This window comes from Bacillus sp. PPSBB_2 (assembly GCF_045291115.1).
GTDB classification, from domain to species: Bacteria; Bacillota; Bacilli; order Bacillales; family Bacillaceae_G; genus Bacillus_A; species Bacillus_A cereus.
The window spans coordinates 4,570,345-4,586,680 of sequence record NZ_CP147983.1 but is presented as its reverse complement, the minus strand read 5'-3'; the positions used below and the strand labels follow the sequence as shown (position 1 = coordinate 4,586,680).

The following is a 16,336-nucleotide window of genomic DNA, read 5'->3' as shown; positions in this document are numbered from 1 at the left end:
GTATGATATGTTCAAGTTTTTACAGGTAATAAAAGTTACTATATAAACGTTAGTTTTGAATGTTTCATACGCATGTCATAAATTATTCATAATTAACGTTTTAAAAATAAGTAACTAATGTTATTGTATTATCTGTAACTAACTTAATTACAACTTTAGGAGGAAGATATGGTTATTCAATTTTTAAGAGAAAACAAAGCAGTTTCTTTTGTATTAGCAGTAATTCGAGTATATCTTGGTTACACATGGTTAATGGCTGGAATCGGTAAACTACAAGGAAAAGGATTCGATGCAACAGGTTATTTGCAAGGTGCAATTGAAAAATCTAAAGGTGCACAACCGGCTGTTCAATCTTGGTGGGCATCATTCTTACAAGAATTTGCAATTCCAAATGTAGATTTGTTTAATACACTTGTAACATGGGGGGAAATTTTAGTCGGAATTGGTTTAATTGTAGGCTGTTTAACAAAAACAGCGGTCTTTTTTGGTCTTGTAATGAACTTTTCCTATATGTTTAGTGGGTCAATTGGTGTGAACCCTGAGATGGTTATCTTATCTATGTTTGTTCTTGTTTCCGGTATGAACGCTGGGAAATTTGGAATGGATGGCTTTGTTATCCCGAAAGTATTAGGATCAAAAACTCAAAAACGCCAAAAGCAAGCTGCTTAATATATGAAAACGGGTATCTCAAAATGAGATACCCGTTTATGTTATTTTTCAACTTTGATCGGATTGTTCTTAAAGAAATCTTTTACATACCCGACAAATTCTTGTGGTTCTTGGCGAAATGGTGCATGATAACCTTTTTCAATAATATGTAAAGTGCTATTTTTTAAGAATTGATGATACGTTTCTCCTTCTTTCCAGGAAACGCTACTATCATTTCTGCCCCATATAATTAAAGTTGGCTGTTTTATTTCATTTGCATTAATTTTAAGACGTCTAGGCCATAATTTCATTTTATTATAATGCTCTTCATCATTACGTTTGAATTTCACTTTGCTTTCATCATAATCTGTAATAGAAGAAACTGCATTTAAATCAGTCGACAATTGTGGTTTTGGTGAGCCTTGTTTAGTAACGAATGTATGAGGGCCACCTGTAGCATCAGTTAAAATAAGGTGAGTAACTGCTTCAGGATATAAATATGTTAAATTTAGAGAAATTTCTCCCCCCATGGAATGCCCCAGTATTGCGAATGAATCATACCCTAGTTTTTTCATTAATTTATAATACAAATTTGCATGAGTTGGAAAAGAATAATAAAAATCCATTGGCTTAGATGAGCGCCCGAATCCTAAAGCATCTACAGAAATAATTGTATGATCTTTTGCTAAATCGGGGTAAATCTTTTGAAAACCATCTGATGACCCTCCAAAGCCATGAATCATAAGTAAAGGTGGTTTTTCATTACCAATCTTTTTAAAGTAAATGGTTTGACCATCTATTTCTACCATTTTTTCCTCGGTAGCTAGTTTCGCTGTAATTGTATTTTTAACTTGTTTTACTTGTTCTACTGGCTTTTCTGCTGCACTACATCCTACTAATAGTGTAAGAGTAAGACAACCTACCATAAAATAGCTAAATCGCTTCAATTAGGTGTCTCCTTTCTAACATAACGCTGTATCTATCATAGCAAATAGCATATTACGATTTCCAGGAAGTCGGCTACCATTTTTTATCATAAGAGGTGAAAGGAGCGTTTCTTGGAAATTTTCTGTTTGAAGAAATTTACGAAATGTAAATTGTGAGTGTGGGACATCAATTCGTACTATACCATTCCAACATTCACATATCTTTTTTAATAATTGAATAGCATCTTCTGCTTGCTTGGCGATAAGTGGATTGATACATAATATATTGCCCTTTTGTATGCATAATGAAAAAGCTTCTATACAGTTATTTCTTTCAATTTTAAAAGAGTGTACAGCCCTTGGTAATAGCAAAGAGTAAAGTAGAGAACGATTCATACCAGTTGCAATTTGATCCAGAGAAGTAAGAGATATAAGGTCTTCTTCTTGTACTTGTTGTAAGTGAGAAGGGTACGTCTTAATAGTTTGCTTTTCAAAACGATGAATCGTTGTTGCTGTTTGAAATCCGCATGATGTGTATAGAGGTTCGCCAGCTTTTGTCGCAATAAGTGCAATGGGTTGTTTTGGATGAATTTGTTCCAAGCAATGATTTAGCAACATGCGCCCTATTCCGCGTCCTTGAAAATTAGGGTGAACGATTAACATACCAATGGAAGCGAAGTTACTTGTAAAGGGAAATACTCCTCCAGTCGCAATGAGTTTGTTCTCATGAATGTAACCTACAAGTGTGCCGATAGAAAGATACATTTCGAATTGTTTTTTCATAAAAATTTCATCGTGTAACCATCCAACAGATTTGCAAAGATTAAGTAATTCAAAAATAAAAGACTCATTTAGCTTTACTATTTTCATAAAGGCTCACCGCATTTCTATTTATTTTCATAAAAATAGAGTCAAAATGTAAAAAAGAGATTTACGTTAAATGAAATCCAACTTGTTTATATTTAAATTGTAAAGGGCGGGATGATTGATACAAAAAGACAAAGTTATACAAATTATAACTGATATTTACATAAGTTAACAAAAAAATTACATACAGCTAATTTTCTCTTAATAGTCTTCCGTTAAATTTGATAGTGGGAAATGAATAACCTAATTAGGGGGACAAGACAGTGAAAAAGTTTGTGAAAAAAGCATGGCCATTTGCAGTTGTGGCATCATTAGCAGTTACTTCGGTAGCAACATGGAATTTTACTCGTTCTAGTGAGGTTAATGCAGATGAGAACGGAAGCAATGCAAAGATTAAAAATGTTATCGTATTAATTGGGGATGGTATGGGTCCTTCATATATGACGGCTCACCGTTATATGAAAGATAATCCAAAAACCTTTGAAATGGAATCTACAGAATTTGATAAGCATCTTGTAGGAACACAAAAAACATACCCAGAAGATGAACATGAAAATATTACAGACTCTGCATCGGCAGCAACAGCTATGTCAGCAGGGATTAAAACATATAATGCTGCAATTGCAGTTGATAATGATAAAGCGGAAGTGAAAACAGTTCTTGAGCAAGCGAAAGAAAAAGGGAAATCAACGGGACTCGTTGCAACTTCTGAAATTACACATGCAACACCAGCTGCTTTCGGTGCGCATGACATTAGCCGTAAAAATATGGACGCAATTGCAAATGATTATTTTGATGAGAAAATTAAAGGGAAGCATAAAGTAGATGTTATGCTTGGCGGCGGCGTAAAGAACTTTGTTAGAAAAGATCGTAATCTTACAGAAGAGTTTAAGAAATCTGGTTATAGCTATGTAACGGATCGAGATCAATTGTTAAATGATAAAAATGACCAAATTCTTGGTTTATTTGCACCAGGTGGATTAGATAAAATGATTGACCGTAATGAGAAAACACCTTCATTAGAAGAAATGACTAATGCAGCAATTGAGCGTTTGAACAAAAATAAAAATGGTTTCTTCTTAATGGTGGAAGGAAGTCAAATCGACTGGGCTGGACATGATAATGATATTGTTGGTGCAATGAGTGAAATGGAAGACTTCGAAAAAGCTTTCAAAGCAGCGATTGAGTTTGCGAAAAAAGATAAAAATACGTTAGTTGTTGCAACGGCAGATCACGCTACTGGTGGCTTATCTTTAGGTGCCAATGGCGAGTATAACTTTAAAGTAGAACCAATTAAAGCTGCAAAGCGCACACCAGACTTTATGGCAAATGAGATTGCAAAAGGTGCAAATGTAGAAGAAACATTGAAAAAGTATATTGATTTACAATTAACTCCAGAAGAAATTCAAGCTGTAAATGATATAGCTCCGTCAAAAGATGTAACAAAGGTTGATAATGCAATTGAAGATATTTTCAATAAGCGCTCGGTTACAGGCTGGACAACGGGTGGACATACAGGGGAAGATGTGAACGTATATGCATTTGGTCCAGGTAAATACTTGTTCTCTGGCGTTCAAGAGAATACAAATATAGCGAAACGTGTCTTTGATATTGTTGGCGGTGGCGATCCGAATAAAGGAAGACGCTAATTAAGAGCGAAAGTGAGGCGAAATGCCTCACTTTTCTTTTTAGGAGTTGGGAATATGAAAAAGTTATTTAGGAAATTAAGATTCCTTCTAGTGTTTGTAGTACTACTAGTTGGATGTCAACAAGAAGAGAATAACGTAGAACAAAAATCTACTACTAAAAAAACTGAGGAAAAGGTACAAATAACAAAAGAAGAAGAGAGATCTATTCAAGATGTTATTCATACATTTGTGCGAACGACGAATGAAAAAAATCTTGCAGAACATATGGAGTTATTTTCAAAGAAGATGCCTAGTGCTGAAGACTTAAAAACACAAAAAGAAGCCGCATTTCAAAAGGGAAATAAGAAAATTGAATTGGAACATATAGATATGAAAGTTAGTAAAGTAGGGTATGTTATTGTTGAAACGAAAGAAAAGGAAGTAGACGACAGTATCACTCTTCAAAAGAAAGTACAGTATGCTCTTGGGAAAGAAGATGATAAATGGAAGATTGAAGAGGTTCGAACGATAGAGAAAAAATAAAGTGAAACTTTAATAAGTGTGGAGTCGTACTTCCCAAAAATGATAGAAAAAAGGTTCTCATTGGCGAGAACCTTTTTTTATAGTGGTAGCATAATTTGATTTGAACATGCCTCAATATCATCAATATCTTGACGAATTGTGGCCATTTTATTATCCAGATCTTCAGCTTTCATTGCTGCATCATGTAGTTCATCTTTTAAATACTCCGGTATTTTCCCTTCATATTTATAATAAAGTTTGTGTTCTAAACTTGCCCAAAAGTCCATTGCCAGTGTACGTAACTGAATTTCTGCAAATACATCTTTTGTACCAGAATTTAGTGATAAAGGGTATTTAATGATCATGTGTAAACTTTTATATCCGTTTCGTTTTGGGTTAGCGATATAATCTTTTACTTCTATGACTTCCATATCTTCGCGTTTTTGAATGACTTCTTTCAAATGATAGATATCTTCTACGAAGCAACATGTAATACGAATACCAATAATATCTTGTAAATGTGTTTGAGCATTTTCAACTGTTGGTAATAAGTTTTTGCGCTCTAGTTTTTTAATAATACTTTCAGGTTGTTTTAGTCTTGTTTTTATATGTTCAAACGGGTTGTAATCCTCTAGAAATTGAGCTTCCCGGTTCATAATTTCAAATTTAGTTTTTAACTCTTCTAAAGCAAATGTATATGGTAATACAAAAGCTTTCCAGTAGTTAACTGTTGATTGATTATATTCCATTTATATACACACCTTTTCCTATTTGCAAGTGAGGTCGTTATTATACTAAATACCAAATCATATAAGCGCAAGCAGCAAATGATGAGATCATAAAGCGATATTTAGTTTTCATACTTTCAACTCCTTTCGAGTAAGATTTTATATTAATAAACGTGATTGTTAATAAGTTCACTATGTACAGTTTCTATAGTAATAGATTCGTGTGAATTTCGTATGAACTAATTGTTTCAGCTTTTTGTCTTTTTTGCTGTTAATCATAATTATTATTCGGATTTAAAGTGTTTTTATTTGATTTATCTATTTGTATAAATTAATGTATATTTAAATTTATGGTTATTGAGGAGGATATATGGTGAACTTTGAAGAATTAGCAATTGCTAGACGTTCTGCAATGAAATTTATACAAGGTATAGAAATCCCTGATGAGGATTTTAAAAAAATATTTGAGTTAACTAAGCTTTCTCCATCTTGCTATAATTTGCAGCACACACATTATGTTGTAATTCGTGATCAAGAGCGAAAAGAAAGATTAAAAGAATTAGCTTTCGGTCAATATAAAGTATCGAGTGCATCAGCGGTAGTGTTCGTTTGTGGTGATAAAAAAGCATACCAAAATGTTGAAAATATTTACTTCGGCATGAAAGTTTTAAAGATGATTGATGAATGTGAATATGAAGATACAATTAGGAAAACGAAAGGTTTATATGAAGGAAAAGGAGAGCGTTTCATGGAGGATGAAGCGATTAGAAATGCTTCGTTAAGCGCGATGACTTTTATGTACGCAGCTAAATATTATGGCTATGATACATGTCCAATGATTGGTTTCGATGAAAAAGCAGTACAAAGTGAATTAAATATGCCGGAGCATATAGTACCTGTTTTAATGATTACGATAGGAAAAAGTGATACGACTAAAACTCGTCCACGAGGATATCGAAAGCCGATTAGTGAGTTTGTTACATACGAATCGTTTTAATAAAGTGAAACTTTAAATCAGTAGGGGTCTTATTGGCCGTTAATGCGGGACAAAATTTATTTAACTATAAAAAACAAGGGGATTCTAAATGGAATCTTCTTGTTTTTGCAATTGACAAATAGAATGAAGTTTTATAATATATAAATCGTAATCATTACGTTTTAGTTGCAATCTTTGAAAGAAAGGAGAATTAAATATGCGTGTAAATATTACATTAGCTTGTACGGAGTGTGGCGATCGTAATTACATTTCTAAAAAAAATAAACGAAACAATCCAGAACGCATCGAACTAAAAAAATATTGTCCACGATTAAAGCGAGTAACGTTACATCGTGAGACGAAGTAAAAGACTAGAGATATCTCTAGTCTTTTTTTTATAGTTCTTTGGTTTTGTTTGTTATAATTACCTTAAAATGTAATAAAGGGAGCGGTATGATGAATCAAAAAGATAAAGAAAGAAAAGAGCGAGTGGCTCATATTATTAACATTCCAGATGAATATAGTCTTGTTGTAGATGATCAAGAAGGGGTTGATGACCCGTATCATCTATTATGGTGGGAGCATAAAGAGGATCAGGAGAGAACGATACAAATTACATTGAATAGACATACTGGTAATTTAATTGAGTTTAGGATAGATGATGAAAATTCTTTTTCAAGTGGTAAGGAAGCGATAGAGGAGAAGAAGGCAAGGGAGATTGCAAATGCGTTCTTGAAAAAATATACAAAAGAAGGATATGAATTCTATACATATGTAACGGTTAAGGACGACAGGCGTGGTTGGAAAGAAGTAAATTATATGCAAGAAGTGAATAGCTATCCATTGCCGAATACAGGGTGCGTTGTGCGAGTGAACCCTTCAGGTAATGTTGTGCAATTTCATTACAATGGACAAAAAGCTATAGAGAAAAAGCTATAGAGAAAAAACCGTTATGGCCAAGTGAAATTGTTGAGGAGAATATCGTTTTAGAAAATTTGAAAGCTAGACAAGATATGAGACTTGTATTTATAGATTTAACATACTCTTCATGTGAGTATGAAAGCGGGGAAGAAGTAAAAGGGTACCATCTTGTATATGAACCAGAGCCTAGTCATGCGTTTATTGATGCAAGTACAGGTAAAGATTTATATGAGCCAGATCATTATAAATTGCCTTCGGCTGTAGCTGTTGGAAAATCGAGAAAAGGTAACGAACGAGGTGACATATTCGAATTATTTGACTGGAATAAAGAAGGTTTTACAAAAGTAGATGAGACGGAAAATGATGATGAAATAAGGATGAAATTTGTTCCGAAAGAGGAATTACAAAAACAGAAAGAAGAAAAGAATCCATATTTAATGAATGAATTCTTTAAAAAGCATTTACCGATGTTGAAATATAATAATTTAGTTAGCGTTACAATTGATAAATTAACCAATGAATTAACTGGTTTTATAAAACTGACAGATGATAAAGAAGTAAAGCAAATACTGTCTAGAGAGGAATGTTTACAAAAAGCACTTCAATTTTTAGAACGAGTTATTCCAGATATCAAACAATATCTGCGTCTTTGGGAGGAACGTGAAGAAGCAGAAGATGGGATTGAAAGATTTATCTTTTCTGTATATATAAATGATATTCCGGCAGAGTATAACCAATTTATGATCAACATCAATGCAGAAAATGGTGCTGTTATGCACTACTCGGGGGAGTCTAGCAACTTTATAAAAAAATTACTTACATATGAAACAACACCAAAATTAATAAAAGAAAAAGCGTTAGAAATATACAGAGCGGCTATCCGAGTTAAATTAGAATGGTTTTTAGATCATGATGCAGAGGAAACGAAATACAAACTACTGTACAAACAAACGACAGATGAAAAACATAAAGAACCTTTTGATTGTAGTCGGGAAATTCGTTATATTGATGCCCAAGCGGGGAGAAAGATTTGGAGTAAGTAAAATAAAAAGAGTTATTTTTCAAAGAAAATAACTCTTTTTATTTTTATAATTTGCCTGTTCGCTTTTCAAAAGTAAATGTGATAGGAAGATTGGAATGAGAACTATCACTTTTAAATATTACTTTCCATTCTTTAGTATGGGCTTTAATTTCAAAATTAAGAAGATTCATCGCTCTACGTTTATCTATTTCTAAAAACATATTATGAATTTCTGGTTCTTGCTGTAAATTAAGAGCCTTTAGTGTGACTGTAAATGTGAAAAAATTCTGCCCTTCATATACTATTTTTGATATTTTTGTTTTTTGTGTATTTAACAGCACATAAAAACGGTCTGATGGAGTTAATTGTACAGAGTCATCAGTAATTTCATTCTCGCTATTATGAAGTTCAACTAAGAAAGATGTACTATGTGAAGAATCTTTTTTGCTTGTAATCTGTAATTCAGTAGGAATCATCGGTATTTCATAAAAGTCATTCCTTATTATATTATTGTAATCCTCTGAAAATTTACGGACTTCTTTTGGAAAAGAGTCTTCTTGTGTACTTAAAAAAGTTTTATGTTGCTTTGGAATTTTTTTACTAAAATTTAATGTTTCTTTAAAGTAATAATTGGATCCAGTTAAAAATAAAAAACTACAAATTAATAAAAAAATTCGATACAGATTTTGAAAATGAAAGAACAATAGTATACATGTAATAATTCCAATTACATAGAAAATAAAGATAAGTAGTTCTAGTTTTGAGTGAAACGAGAAACCATAGTTATGAAAAAATTTTATTCCAGTTATAATTTGAGCTCCAAAAAATAAAGAAATTCCAAATTGAAAAAATAATAAATCAGGCCCTCTTTTAATAACAAAAGTAATGAACGAAATGAAAAGTAAAAATACCCCTAAATAAATTGTTACATTTAATAATCGTTCTAATGTAATCATGAATAATGTCCCCTCGTAGAATATAGTTTAGATCAGTATTTCTGCTTTCTAATTACCCTGATTTTAAAAAAAATAGATAACAAGATTCCTTACGGAATTTGTTTCGATATTATTGAATTTCCCAGATACAATGGATGTATGGAAAGGATCCATCGGGAATTTGCTCATTTCCCCTGTAGCTCTGTCTACGATAAAAAGTCTGTTACCCGAGCCATTGCTATCACTACCAACACACTAGCTGTTTCGATAACTGATTGGGCTTTTGGATAGTAGTTCAAAAGGTAGCCCCCAAAAGTTGTCATTGTATTCTCGTAGGCGAGGTTGTGGTTACGCAATGAGCTTCTGGGAAATCCCATAGTATCGAAGCATATTCCAAATAACCAATGAAAGGAGGTCCTTCCAAATGAACTTATTTGTCGGATTAGATGTCAGCTCTGAGAAACTAGATGTGTGCTTTTTATCAGACGATAACCAATTGACAATTCTTCTTGAAGCGAGTCTCGGAAATGACGTGAAAGGCGCTCATCAAATTAAACAAAAAATTTTAGAATTTCAAAATGTGTACTCGTTTTCTCAAATCGTCATAGGCATGGAGTCAACTTCTATGTACAGCTTTCATCCTGCTACATTTTTTAATGAGGATCGAGAATTAAAGCGTATAAATACCGTCGTTACCATCGAAAATCCTTTTCGCATCAAGCAATTCAGTCGAATATTTGATGAAGATAAAACAGATAAAAATGATGCGATGCGAATCGCTGACTTTTTAAGAATCCAAAGATTCACTACGTCTCCCATTAAAGAAGAGAAATATATGGCTCTTCAACGTTTAACTCGCACACGTTACCAATTAATTGGACAACTTGTAGAAACGAAACAACATTTTCTCGAAAATTTAACTTACAAATGCAACACGCTCACGCGTGAGTTAAAGAATAGCGAAACTCCTTCTTCTGTATTTGGAGCTACCTTAATCGCTTTAATGACAGAAGATTATGGGTTAGAAGAATTAGCTCAAATGCCTTTAACAGATTTCGCCTCTTTGCTTCAAGAAAAAGGTAACGGCCGGTTTAAAAATCCAGAAGGATTAGCGAAAACGATTCAACGAGCCATTACTATGTCTTATCGTTTAGGAGAAGTCGCTCAAGAATCCATCAATATTATCCTGAGTATTCTTGCTCGCGAAATTCGTGCACTCGAAGCCAGTATCAAAGACCTTGATAAGGCAATTGAACAGCTCGTAATGGTCCTACCAGAATACCAATGCTTGACGAGTATTCCTGGTGTTGGAAAAGTGTATGCTGCTGGATTACTAGCTGAGATCGGACAAATCCAACGATTTGAAGACCAAACGAAACTAGCTAAATATGCCGGATTAAGCTGGAAAATCAAGCAATCTGGAAATTATCAGTCTGAAAATACGCCCTTAACCAAACAAGGCAATCGTTATCTTCGCTATTACTTAGTTGAGGCTGCCAATTCAGTAAGAAGATATTTGCCTGAATATCAAGCATTTTATCAAAAGAAATACAAAGAAACACCCAAACATCAACACAAAAGAGCCATCGTCTTAACCGCAAGAAAATTTGTGCGTCTGGTGGATACGCTACTACGTAACCATCAACTCTACACGCCACCAAGGAGCGTGATAGAAAAATAACACTTTGTTATTGACGCAATCTTGGAAACGGCCCGAAAAAATTTCATTTTTGGTCGGGTCTATTTCCGTATGCTGAAAAAATCGCACCTAGAAAAAATCAGTCTTGTTTTACTCTTGACTTATTACCACTAGACTTTAATAGCATATTCATATATAAATAACAATTTTATATAATTATAATATAACAATAAAATATTTTAAATGTTGGAAGTGTTGAGTTTTATAAATAAACTGTACAGACACAAACAACCTCACGCCCACATACACATAATAAAGACCACTATTTTGGCGGAGGTGAAAGGTTTGAGTCTATTCGCCGCAATTGGATATATGGTTCGAGAAGTGTTTGTCTTTGTTTCTTATGTGAAGAATAATGCGTTCCCGCAGCCGTTATCATCAGATGATGAGAGAAAGTACTTAGAGTTAATGGAGCAAGGTGATGCTCAAGCGAGAAATCTTTTAATTGAACATAATTTACGGCTTGTAGCTCATATCGTTAAAAAATTTGAGAACACAGGAGAAGATGCAGAAGATTTAATTTCAATTGGTACGATTGGGCTCATTAAAGCGATCGAGAGCTATTCTGCAGGAAAGGGAACGAAGCTTGCGACGTATGCAGCACGCTGTATTGAAAATGAAATTTTGATGCATTTACGTGTACTAAAGAAAACGAAAAAAGATGTTTCACTTCATGATCCGATCGGGCAAGATAAAGAGGGCAATGAAATATCGCTTATTGATATATTAAAATCAGAGTCTGAAGATGTAATTGATATGATTCAGCTTAGTATGGAGTTAGAAAAAATTAAAGAGTATATCGATATTTTAGACGAAAGAGAAAAAGAAGTGATTGTGAAACGTTTTGGACTTGGGCTAGATAAGGAGAAAACACAGCGGGAAATCGCTAAGGCGCTTGGTATTTCTAGAAGCTACGTATCACGGATTGAAAAGCGTGCTTTAATGAAAATGTTCCACGAGTTTGTCAGGGCAGAGAAAGAGAAAAAAGCGAAAGAGTAAAGTGTATTAGAAGCAGCCATATTTAAAATGGGCTGCTTTTCTTATTGTAAATAAGAAAAGAAAACGCGTTATGCTAAGAAGAAATACATGTTCACTGTTGAAAATGACGGATTCTATCTGTAATATTAGAAGGTGCTAAATAATTTAAGAATAATACCATACTTAGTTTTCTGTATATATAATAAGGCTGCTTTATATGATATGTGGGAATAAGAACCAATTTTACATATGATATAGAAAGAAAAGAAGGGAAAACTAAAGTTATAGACTGATTAGGGGGTTTCGCAATTTGCGACGTACATTATATCGACTTATGATAGAACTTACAAATGGTCGCTTTACTTCTTATATATTACGTAAATTTGCACAATCTCGTTTGAGCTCTATCATTATTCCATCGTATGCGAAAGTTTTTCAAATTAATCAAGATGAGATGGAAAAGGGTTTGAAGGAATATAGAACATTGCATGAATTATTTACGCGTAAGCTAAAAGAAGGAAAGCGTAGTATTGATACAGATGCATCGAGTATCGTTAGTCCTGTTGATGGTGTTTTTGCAGATCATGGTCCTATTGAGGATACAAAAACATTTGATATTAAAGGAAAGCGCTATTCAATTGTGGATATGCTAGGTAATGAAGAACGTGCAACGCGATATGCAGGCGGTACATATATGGTAATTTATTTGAGTCCAAGTCATTATCATCGCATTCATAGTCCGCTTTCTGGTTCTGTGACTGAAAGATTTGTACTCGGTAGAAAATCATATCCGGTAAATGCAGCTGGTATGGAATACGGGAAAGAACCACTGTCAAAAAATTATCGTTCTGTTACAGAAGTAAGCAGTGATGGCGAGCATATGGCTCTTGTAAAAGTAGGGGCCATGTTTGTTAATAGTATTGAGCTTTTGCATGAGAGAGACACTGTTCAAAAAGGTGAAGAAATGGCATACTTTACATTTGGTTCAACAGTTGTGTTATTGTTTGAAAAAGATATGATAGAAGTAGTGCAGGAATTAAAGAGTGGACAAGAGCTTCGTCTTGGTGAAAAAATAGCTACTCGCTTAGCTCATAAATAAAGAAAAGCTTTTATAACCGTAAGTAAGAGTTATGGGCAAAGATACTTAATGATGAAATCCCCTAGATGGGAGTACTTGTTTATTCGAGAGCCATCGTAGGATGGCTCTTTTTACAGGGCATCCAATAAATTATCCTTTAACTGTTTAATTGGTAAGGGCTGATTAAACTTTCACTTTATATGTAATCAAGATGATTTGACAAGCTTGTCCTCTAATGAGCGTCTAATGATTTCTTGTTTTATAAGTAAAATGAAGTCGGGATTTAATTTTAGTTCTTTTGCTTTATAATAAGACTCAGTGAGTAACTCAGTGGATAACTGTTCCATATGTTTTGTTTTCAAGGTGAGTCACCTCCTAATAATATAAGGATTGATTCGTTGATGCATTTAATGTACCAAAAAAATATGACAGTCACAAACGAGTGGTTATCCACATACCTAGGTGGATAAAGTGTGTATAGTTTGTTAGTAAATTCCAAATTAACTGAAAAATTAATGTGGAAAATGTGTACAATTTTATCCACAGGTTATATATCGAAAAATGTTGTCGAAAAATTTTATGAAAAATCCTCAAAGAGGTGAAAGAAATTGAAACTATTTTTACCAAATGAATATGTGAAAAATGTATATCATGTTCAACCAGAAGATTTAAAAAAACGTGGGATTAAAGGTGTTATTACTGACTTAGATAACACTTTAATTGAATGGGATCGTCCCAATGCAACACCGCAACTTGAAAAATGGTTTTTGGAAATGAAAGAGCAAGGCATTCAAGTAACGGTCGTTTCAAATAATAATGAGCAACGTGTAAAAGATTTTGCTGATCCATTAGGTATTCCATTTATTCATAGTGCACGTAAACCATTTGTTCGCGCATTTAAGCGTGCGATACAAGAGATGCGTTTGCAGCCAGATGAAGTTGTAGTAATTGGAGATCAGTTACTGACTGACGTGCTTGGTGGAAACCGAGTAGGCCTTCATACAATTTTAGTTGTACCGGTAGCACAAACGGACGGATTAGTAACGCGCTTTAATCGAAAAATTGAACGAAGAATTATGAAAAATATGAAGAAAAAAGGTTTAATTAACTGGGAGGAATAAAGTTTGACTGAAACAATTAAATGTATTGGTTGCGGTGTAGAAATTCAAACAGAAAATAAAAACGAAGTGGGGTATGCTCCTGCCTCATCTTTAGAGAAAGAACAAGTTATTTGTCAACGTTGTTTTCGCTTGAAGCATTACAATGAAATTCAAGATGTATCGTTAACAGATGATGACTTCCTACGCATTTTAAATGGAATTGGAAAATCAGATGCATTAGTAGTCAAAATTGTAGATATTTTTGATTTTAATGGTAGCTGGTTACCTGGCTTACATCGTTTCGTAGGGAATAATAAAGTATTACTTGTTGGAAATAAAGCTGATTTAATTCCAAAGTCAGTAAAACATGATAAAGTAAAACATTGGATGCGCTATAGTGCAAAGCAGCTAGGATTAAAACCAGAAGATGTCTTTTTAATTAGTGCAGCGAAGGGACAAGGAATCGCTGAATTAGCAGATGCTATTGAGTATTATCGCGGCGGCAAAGATGTTTATGTTGTTGGATGTACGAATGTAGGGAAATCGACATTTATTAATCGTATGATTACAGAATTTAGTGATGAGACTGAAAATGTAATTACAACATCTCATTTCCCAGGAACAACACTTGATTTAATTGATATTCCATTGGACGAAGAGTCTTCTTTATATGATACGCCAGGTATTATTAACCACCACCAAATGGCTCATTATGTTGGAAAGCAAAGCTTAAAGCTTATTACACCAACAAAAGAAATTAAGCCGATGGTATTCCAATTAAATGAAGAACAAACGTTATTCTTTAGTGGATTGGCACGTTTTGATTATGTAAGTGGTGGTCGTCGTGCATTTACTTGTCACTTCTCGAATCGCTTAACAATCCATCGTACAAAGCTTGAGAAAGCAGATGAATTATATAAAAATCATGCCGGGGATTTACTAAGCCCACCAACGCCAGAAGAATTAGCAAATATGCCTGAGCTAGTGAAATACGAATTTAATATTCGTGAACCTAAAACGGATGTTGTATTCTCTGGATTAGGATGGGTTACTGTGAACGAACCAGGAGCAAAAATTGTTGCACACGTACCAAAAGGAGTAAGTGTTTCACTACGTAAATCTTTAATTTAATATGGAGAGGGATTTATGAAACAATTATATGGTGTAATCGGAAATCCAATTGGACATTCATTATCACCCGTTATGCATAACGATGCATTTGAACACTTGAATATGGATGCCCATTATCATGCGTTCCTTGTTGAAGAGGAATTGCTAGGGGAAGCAGTAAGAGGTTTAAAAGCATTAGGTATTTCAGGATTTAATGTAACAACTCCGCACAAGGTTGCTATTATGGAGTATTTGGATGAGATTGACCCATTGGCAAGGAAAATCGGTGCAGTAAATACAGTGGTTCATAAGGATGGAAGATTAATTGGCTATAATACAGACGGGATTGGTTTTGTTCGAGCGTTGCAGTCAATTAGTAATGAACCACTTCAAGGGAAACGTATTTTGTTACTTGGTTCAGGTGGTGCTAGCCGAGCTATTTATTTTTCTCTTGCTGATGTAGGTGTAAAAGAGATTGATGTAGCCAATCGTACAGTAGATAAGGCGAAGGAACTTATTGCTGCACGTACGGCCGATGTTAATTCTGTTGCTTTGTCGTTAGAAAAAGCGACAGAAGAACAAGGAAATTATGATATTATCATTCAGACGACAACGATAGGTATGCATCCACACGTAGAACATACGCCATTACAAATTTGTTCGTTAAAAAAAGGAACGATTGTATCAGATATAATTTATAATCCATTTGAAACGAAAATTTTATGTGAGGCAAAAGAGCAAGGTGCAATCATTCAAAATGGTATTGATATGTTTGTTTATCAAGGAGCACTTGCATTTGAAATGTGGACAGGACGCACGCCAAATATCGAGAGAATGAAACAATTAGTTATAGAAAAGCTTGGAGGCTAACATATATGTTAACAGGAAAACAAAAAAGATTTTTACGTGCACAAGCACATCATTTAACACCAATTTTTCAAGTAGGAAAAGGCGGAGTAAATGAAAATATGATTAAACAAATCGCAGATACTTTAGAAGCTCGTGAGTTATTTAAAGTAAGTGTATTACAAAGCTGTGAATTTGATCGCCGTGAGGTTGCGGAAGAACTTGCAAAAGGTGCACGTGCTGAAATCGTTCAAGTAATTGGAAGCACAATCGTTTTATACAAAGAATCAAGAGAAAATAAACAAATTAAGCTTCCTCGATAAAAAGACTAGCATGCGCTATTTTTATCGTTT

Annotated in this window: 17 protein-coding genes and 1 pseudogene; 13 read left to right on the top strand and 5 right to left on the bottom strand. The window is 33.9% G+C overall.

Annotation, left to right across the window (positions count from 1 at the left end):
* Positions 1-168 precede the first annotated feature (168 nt).
* The gene (locus V6946_RS23145) at positions 169-669 is read left to right on the top strand and encodes a DoxX family protein (protein ID WP_000236612.1); all 501 of its coding nucleotides are present in this window, start codon (positions 169-171) and stop codon (positions 667-669) included.
* Positions 670-710: 41 nt separating this feature from the next.
* Here V6946_RS23145 and V6946_RS23140 read toward each other — a convergent pair whose 3' ends face one another.
* Both V6946_RS23140 and V6946_RS23135 read right to left on the bottom strand, forming a co-directional pair.
* On the bottom strand, positions 711-1,595 hold the full coding sequence (locus tag V6946_RS23140) for an alpha/beta hydrolase (protein WP_366981373.1): 885 nt from the start codon (positions 1,593-1,595) through the stop codon (positions 711-713).
* Between the two features lie 15 nt (positions 1,596-1,610).
* Positions 1,611-2,444 (bottom strand): GNAT family N-acetyltransferase, encoded by an 834-nt coding sequence (locus V6946_RS23135; protein ID WP_000706693.1) that lies wholly within the window; start codon positions 2,442-2,444, stop codon positions 1,611-1,613.
* Positions 2,445-2,704: 260 nt separating this feature from the next.
* Between V6946_RS23135 and V6946_RS23130 the strand changes: the two genes are divergently transcribed.
* Together V6946_RS23130 and V6946_RS23125 are read left to right on the top strand one after the other, a co-directional pair.
* Positions 2,705-4,090, top strand: a complete 1,386-nt coding sequence (locus V6946_RS23130) for an alkaline phosphatase (protein ID WP_006927323.1) — start codon at positions 2,705-2,707, stop codon at positions 4,088-4,090.
* A gap of 54 nt (positions 4,091-4,144) precedes the next feature.
* Positions 4,145-4,612: a hypothetical protein gene (locus V6946_RS23125; RefSeq protein ID WP_000732795.1), complete on the top strand. Its 468-nt coding sequence runs from the start codon at positions 4,145-4,147 to the stop codon at positions 4,610-4,612.
* 77 nt (positions 4,613-4,689) lie between these two features.
* Here V6946_RS23125 and V6946_RS23120 read toward each other — a convergent pair whose 3' ends face one another.
* Positions 4,690-5,340, bottom strand: coding sequence for a GTP pyrophosphokinase family protein (locus tag V6946_RS23120; RefSeq protein WP_000456219.1), 651 nt, complete (start codon positions 5,338-5,340; stop codon positions 4,690-4,692).
* A 349-nt stretch (positions 5,341-5,689) separates the two neighbouring features.
* On the opposite strand from V6946_RS23120, the gene V6946_RS23115 reads away from it, so the two are divergent.
* The 3 genes and pseudogenes from V6946_RS23115 to V6946_RS23105 all read left to right on the top strand — a co-directional run bounded on the left by V6946_RS23115 (position 5,690) and on the right by V6946_RS23105 (position 8,259).
* Positions 5,690-6,316 carry a nitroreductase family protein gene (locus V6946_RS23115; RefSeq protein ID WP_000245977.1) on the top strand — a complete coding sequence of 209 codons (627 nt, stop codon included), beginning with the start codon at positions 5,690-5,692 and terminating at the stop codon, positions 6,314-6,316.
* 196 nt (positions 6,317-6,512) lie between these two features.
* Positions 6,513-6,662 (top strand): 50S ribosomal protein L33, encoded by a 150-nt coding sequence (gene rpmG, locus V6946_RS23110; protein ID WP_001265617.1) that lies wholly within the window; start codon positions 6,513-6,515, stop codon positions 6,660-6,662.
* 89 nt (positions 6,663-6,751) lie between these two features.
* Positions 6,752-8,259, top strand: a pseudogene (locus tag V6946_RS23105) (YcdB/YcdC domain-containing protein).
* A gap of 43 nt (positions 8,260-8,302) precedes the next feature.
* Here the strand turns inward: V6946_RS23105 and V6946_RS23100 are convergent.
* The gene (locus V6946_RS23100) at positions 8,303-9,193 is read right to left on the bottom strand and encodes a hypothetical protein (protein WP_000631220.1); all 891 of its coding nucleotides are present in this window, start codon (positions 9,191-9,193) and stop codon (positions 8,303-8,305) included.
* Positions 9,194-9,596: 403 nt separating this feature from the next.
* Between V6946_RS23100 and V6946_RS23095 the strand changes: the two genes are divergently transcribed.
* The 3 genes from V6946_RS23095 (at position 9,597) to V6946_RS23085 (ending at position 12,948) form a co-directional block, all read left to right on the top strand.
* Positions 9,597-10,853: an IS110 family transposase gene (locus tag V6946_RS23095; RefSeq protein ID WP_256426878.1), complete on the top strand. Its 1,257-nt coding sequence runs from the start codon at positions 9,597-9,599 to the stop codon at positions 10,851-10,853.
* 303 nt (positions 10,854-11,156) lie between these two features.
* Positions 11,157-11,870 carry an RNA polymerase sporulation sigma factor SigK gene (gene sigK / locus V6946_RS23090; RefSeq protein WP_000051382.1) on the top strand — a complete coding sequence of 238 codons (714 nt, stop codon included), beginning with the start codon at positions 11,157-11,159 and terminating at the stop codon, positions 11,868-11,870.
* Positions 11,871-12,159: 289 nt separating this feature from the next.
* Positions 12,160-12,948 (top strand): phosphatidylserine decarboxylase, encoded by a 789-nt coding sequence (locus V6946_RS23085; RefSeq protein WP_001255000.1) that lies wholly within the window; start codon positions 12,160-12,162, stop codon positions 12,946-12,948.
* A gap of 185 nt (positions 12,949-13,133) precedes the next feature.
* Here V6946_RS23085 and V6946_RS23080 read toward each other — a convergent pair whose 3' ends face one another.
* Positions 13,134-13,289, bottom strand: coding sequence for a sporulation histidine kinase inhibitor Sda (locus tag V6946_RS23080; RefSeq protein WP_000850094.1), 156 nt, complete (start codon positions 13,287-13,289; stop codon positions 13,134-13,136).
* A gap of 246 nt (positions 13,290-13,535) precedes the next feature.
* Here V6946_RS23080 and V6946_RS23075 point away from each other — a divergent pair, with 246 nt between their 5' ends.
* From V6946_RS23075 to yhbY, 4 genes are read left to right on the top strand one after another with little or no spacing between them, the layout of a single operon-like run.
* On the top strand, positions 13,536-14,048 hold the full coding sequence (locus tag V6946_RS23075) for a YqeG family HAD IIIA-type phosphatase (RefSeq protein ID WP_000765314.1): 513 nt from the start codon (positions 13,536-13,538) through the stop codon (positions 14,046-14,048).
* A gap of 3 nt (positions 14,049-14,051) precedes the next feature.
* On the top strand, positions 14,052-15,158 hold the full coding sequence (yqeH, locus tag V6946_RS23070; RefSeq protein ID WP_366981371.1) for a ribosome biogenesis GTPase YqeH: 1,107 nt from the start codon (positions 14,052-14,054) through the stop codon (positions 15,156-15,158).
* 15 nt (positions 15,159-15,173) lie between these two features.
* Complete coding sequence (gene aroE / locus V6946_RS23065; protein WP_000812076.1) at positions 15,174-16,007, top strand: shikimate dehydrogenase; 834 nt, start codon at positions 15,174-15,176, stop codon at positions 16,005-16,007.
* A 5-nt stretch (positions 16,008-16,012) separates the two neighbouring features.
* Positions 16,013-16,306 carry a ribosome assembly RNA-binding protein YhbY gene (yhbY, locus tag V6946_RS23060; protein WP_366981370.1) on the top strand — a complete coding sequence of 98 codons (294 nt, stop codon included), beginning with the start codon at positions 16,013-16,015 and terminating at the stop codon, positions 16,304-16,306.
* Positions 16,307-16,336 lie beyond the last annotated feature (30 nt).

Coding starts and splice junctions, on each gene's coding strand:
- V6946_RS23095 (WP_256426878.1), top strand. CDS start 9,597: ATGAACTTATTTGTCGGATTAGATGTCAGCTCTGAGAAACTAGATGTG.
- yhbY (WP_366981370.1), top strand. CDS start 16,013: ATGTTAACAGGAAAACAAAAAAGATTTTTACGTGCACAAGCACATCAT.
- V6946_RS23100 (WP_000631220.1), bottom strand. CDS start 9,193: ATGATTACATTAGAACGATTATTAAATGTAACAATTTATTTAGGGGTA.
- V6946_RS23115 (WP_000245977.1), top strand. CDS start 5,690: ATGGTGAACTTTGAAGAATTAGCAATTGCTAGACGTTCTGCAATGAAA.
- V6946_RS23135 (WP_000706693.1), bottom strand. CDS start 2,444: ATGAAAATAGTAAAGCTAAATGAGTCTTTTATTTTTGAATTACTTAAT.
- V6946_RS23125 (WP_000732795.1), top strand. CDS start 4,145: ATGAAAAAGTTATTTAGGAAATTAAGATTCCTTCTAGTGTTTGTAGTA.
- rpmG (WP_001265617.1), top strand. CDS start 6,513: ATGCGTGTAAATATTACATTAGCTTGTACGGAGTGTGGCGATCGTAAT.
- V6946_RS23145 (WP_000236612.1), top strand. CDS start 169: ATGGTTATTCAATTTTTAAGAGAAAACAAAGCAGTTTCTTTTGTATTA.
- aroE (WP_000812076.1), top strand. CDS start 15,174: ATGAAACAATTATATGGTGTAATCGGAAATCCAATTGGACATTCATTA.
- V6946_RS23120 (WP_000456219.1), bottom strand. CDS start 5,340: ATGGAATATAATCAATCAACAGTTAACTACTGGAAAGCTTTTGTATTA.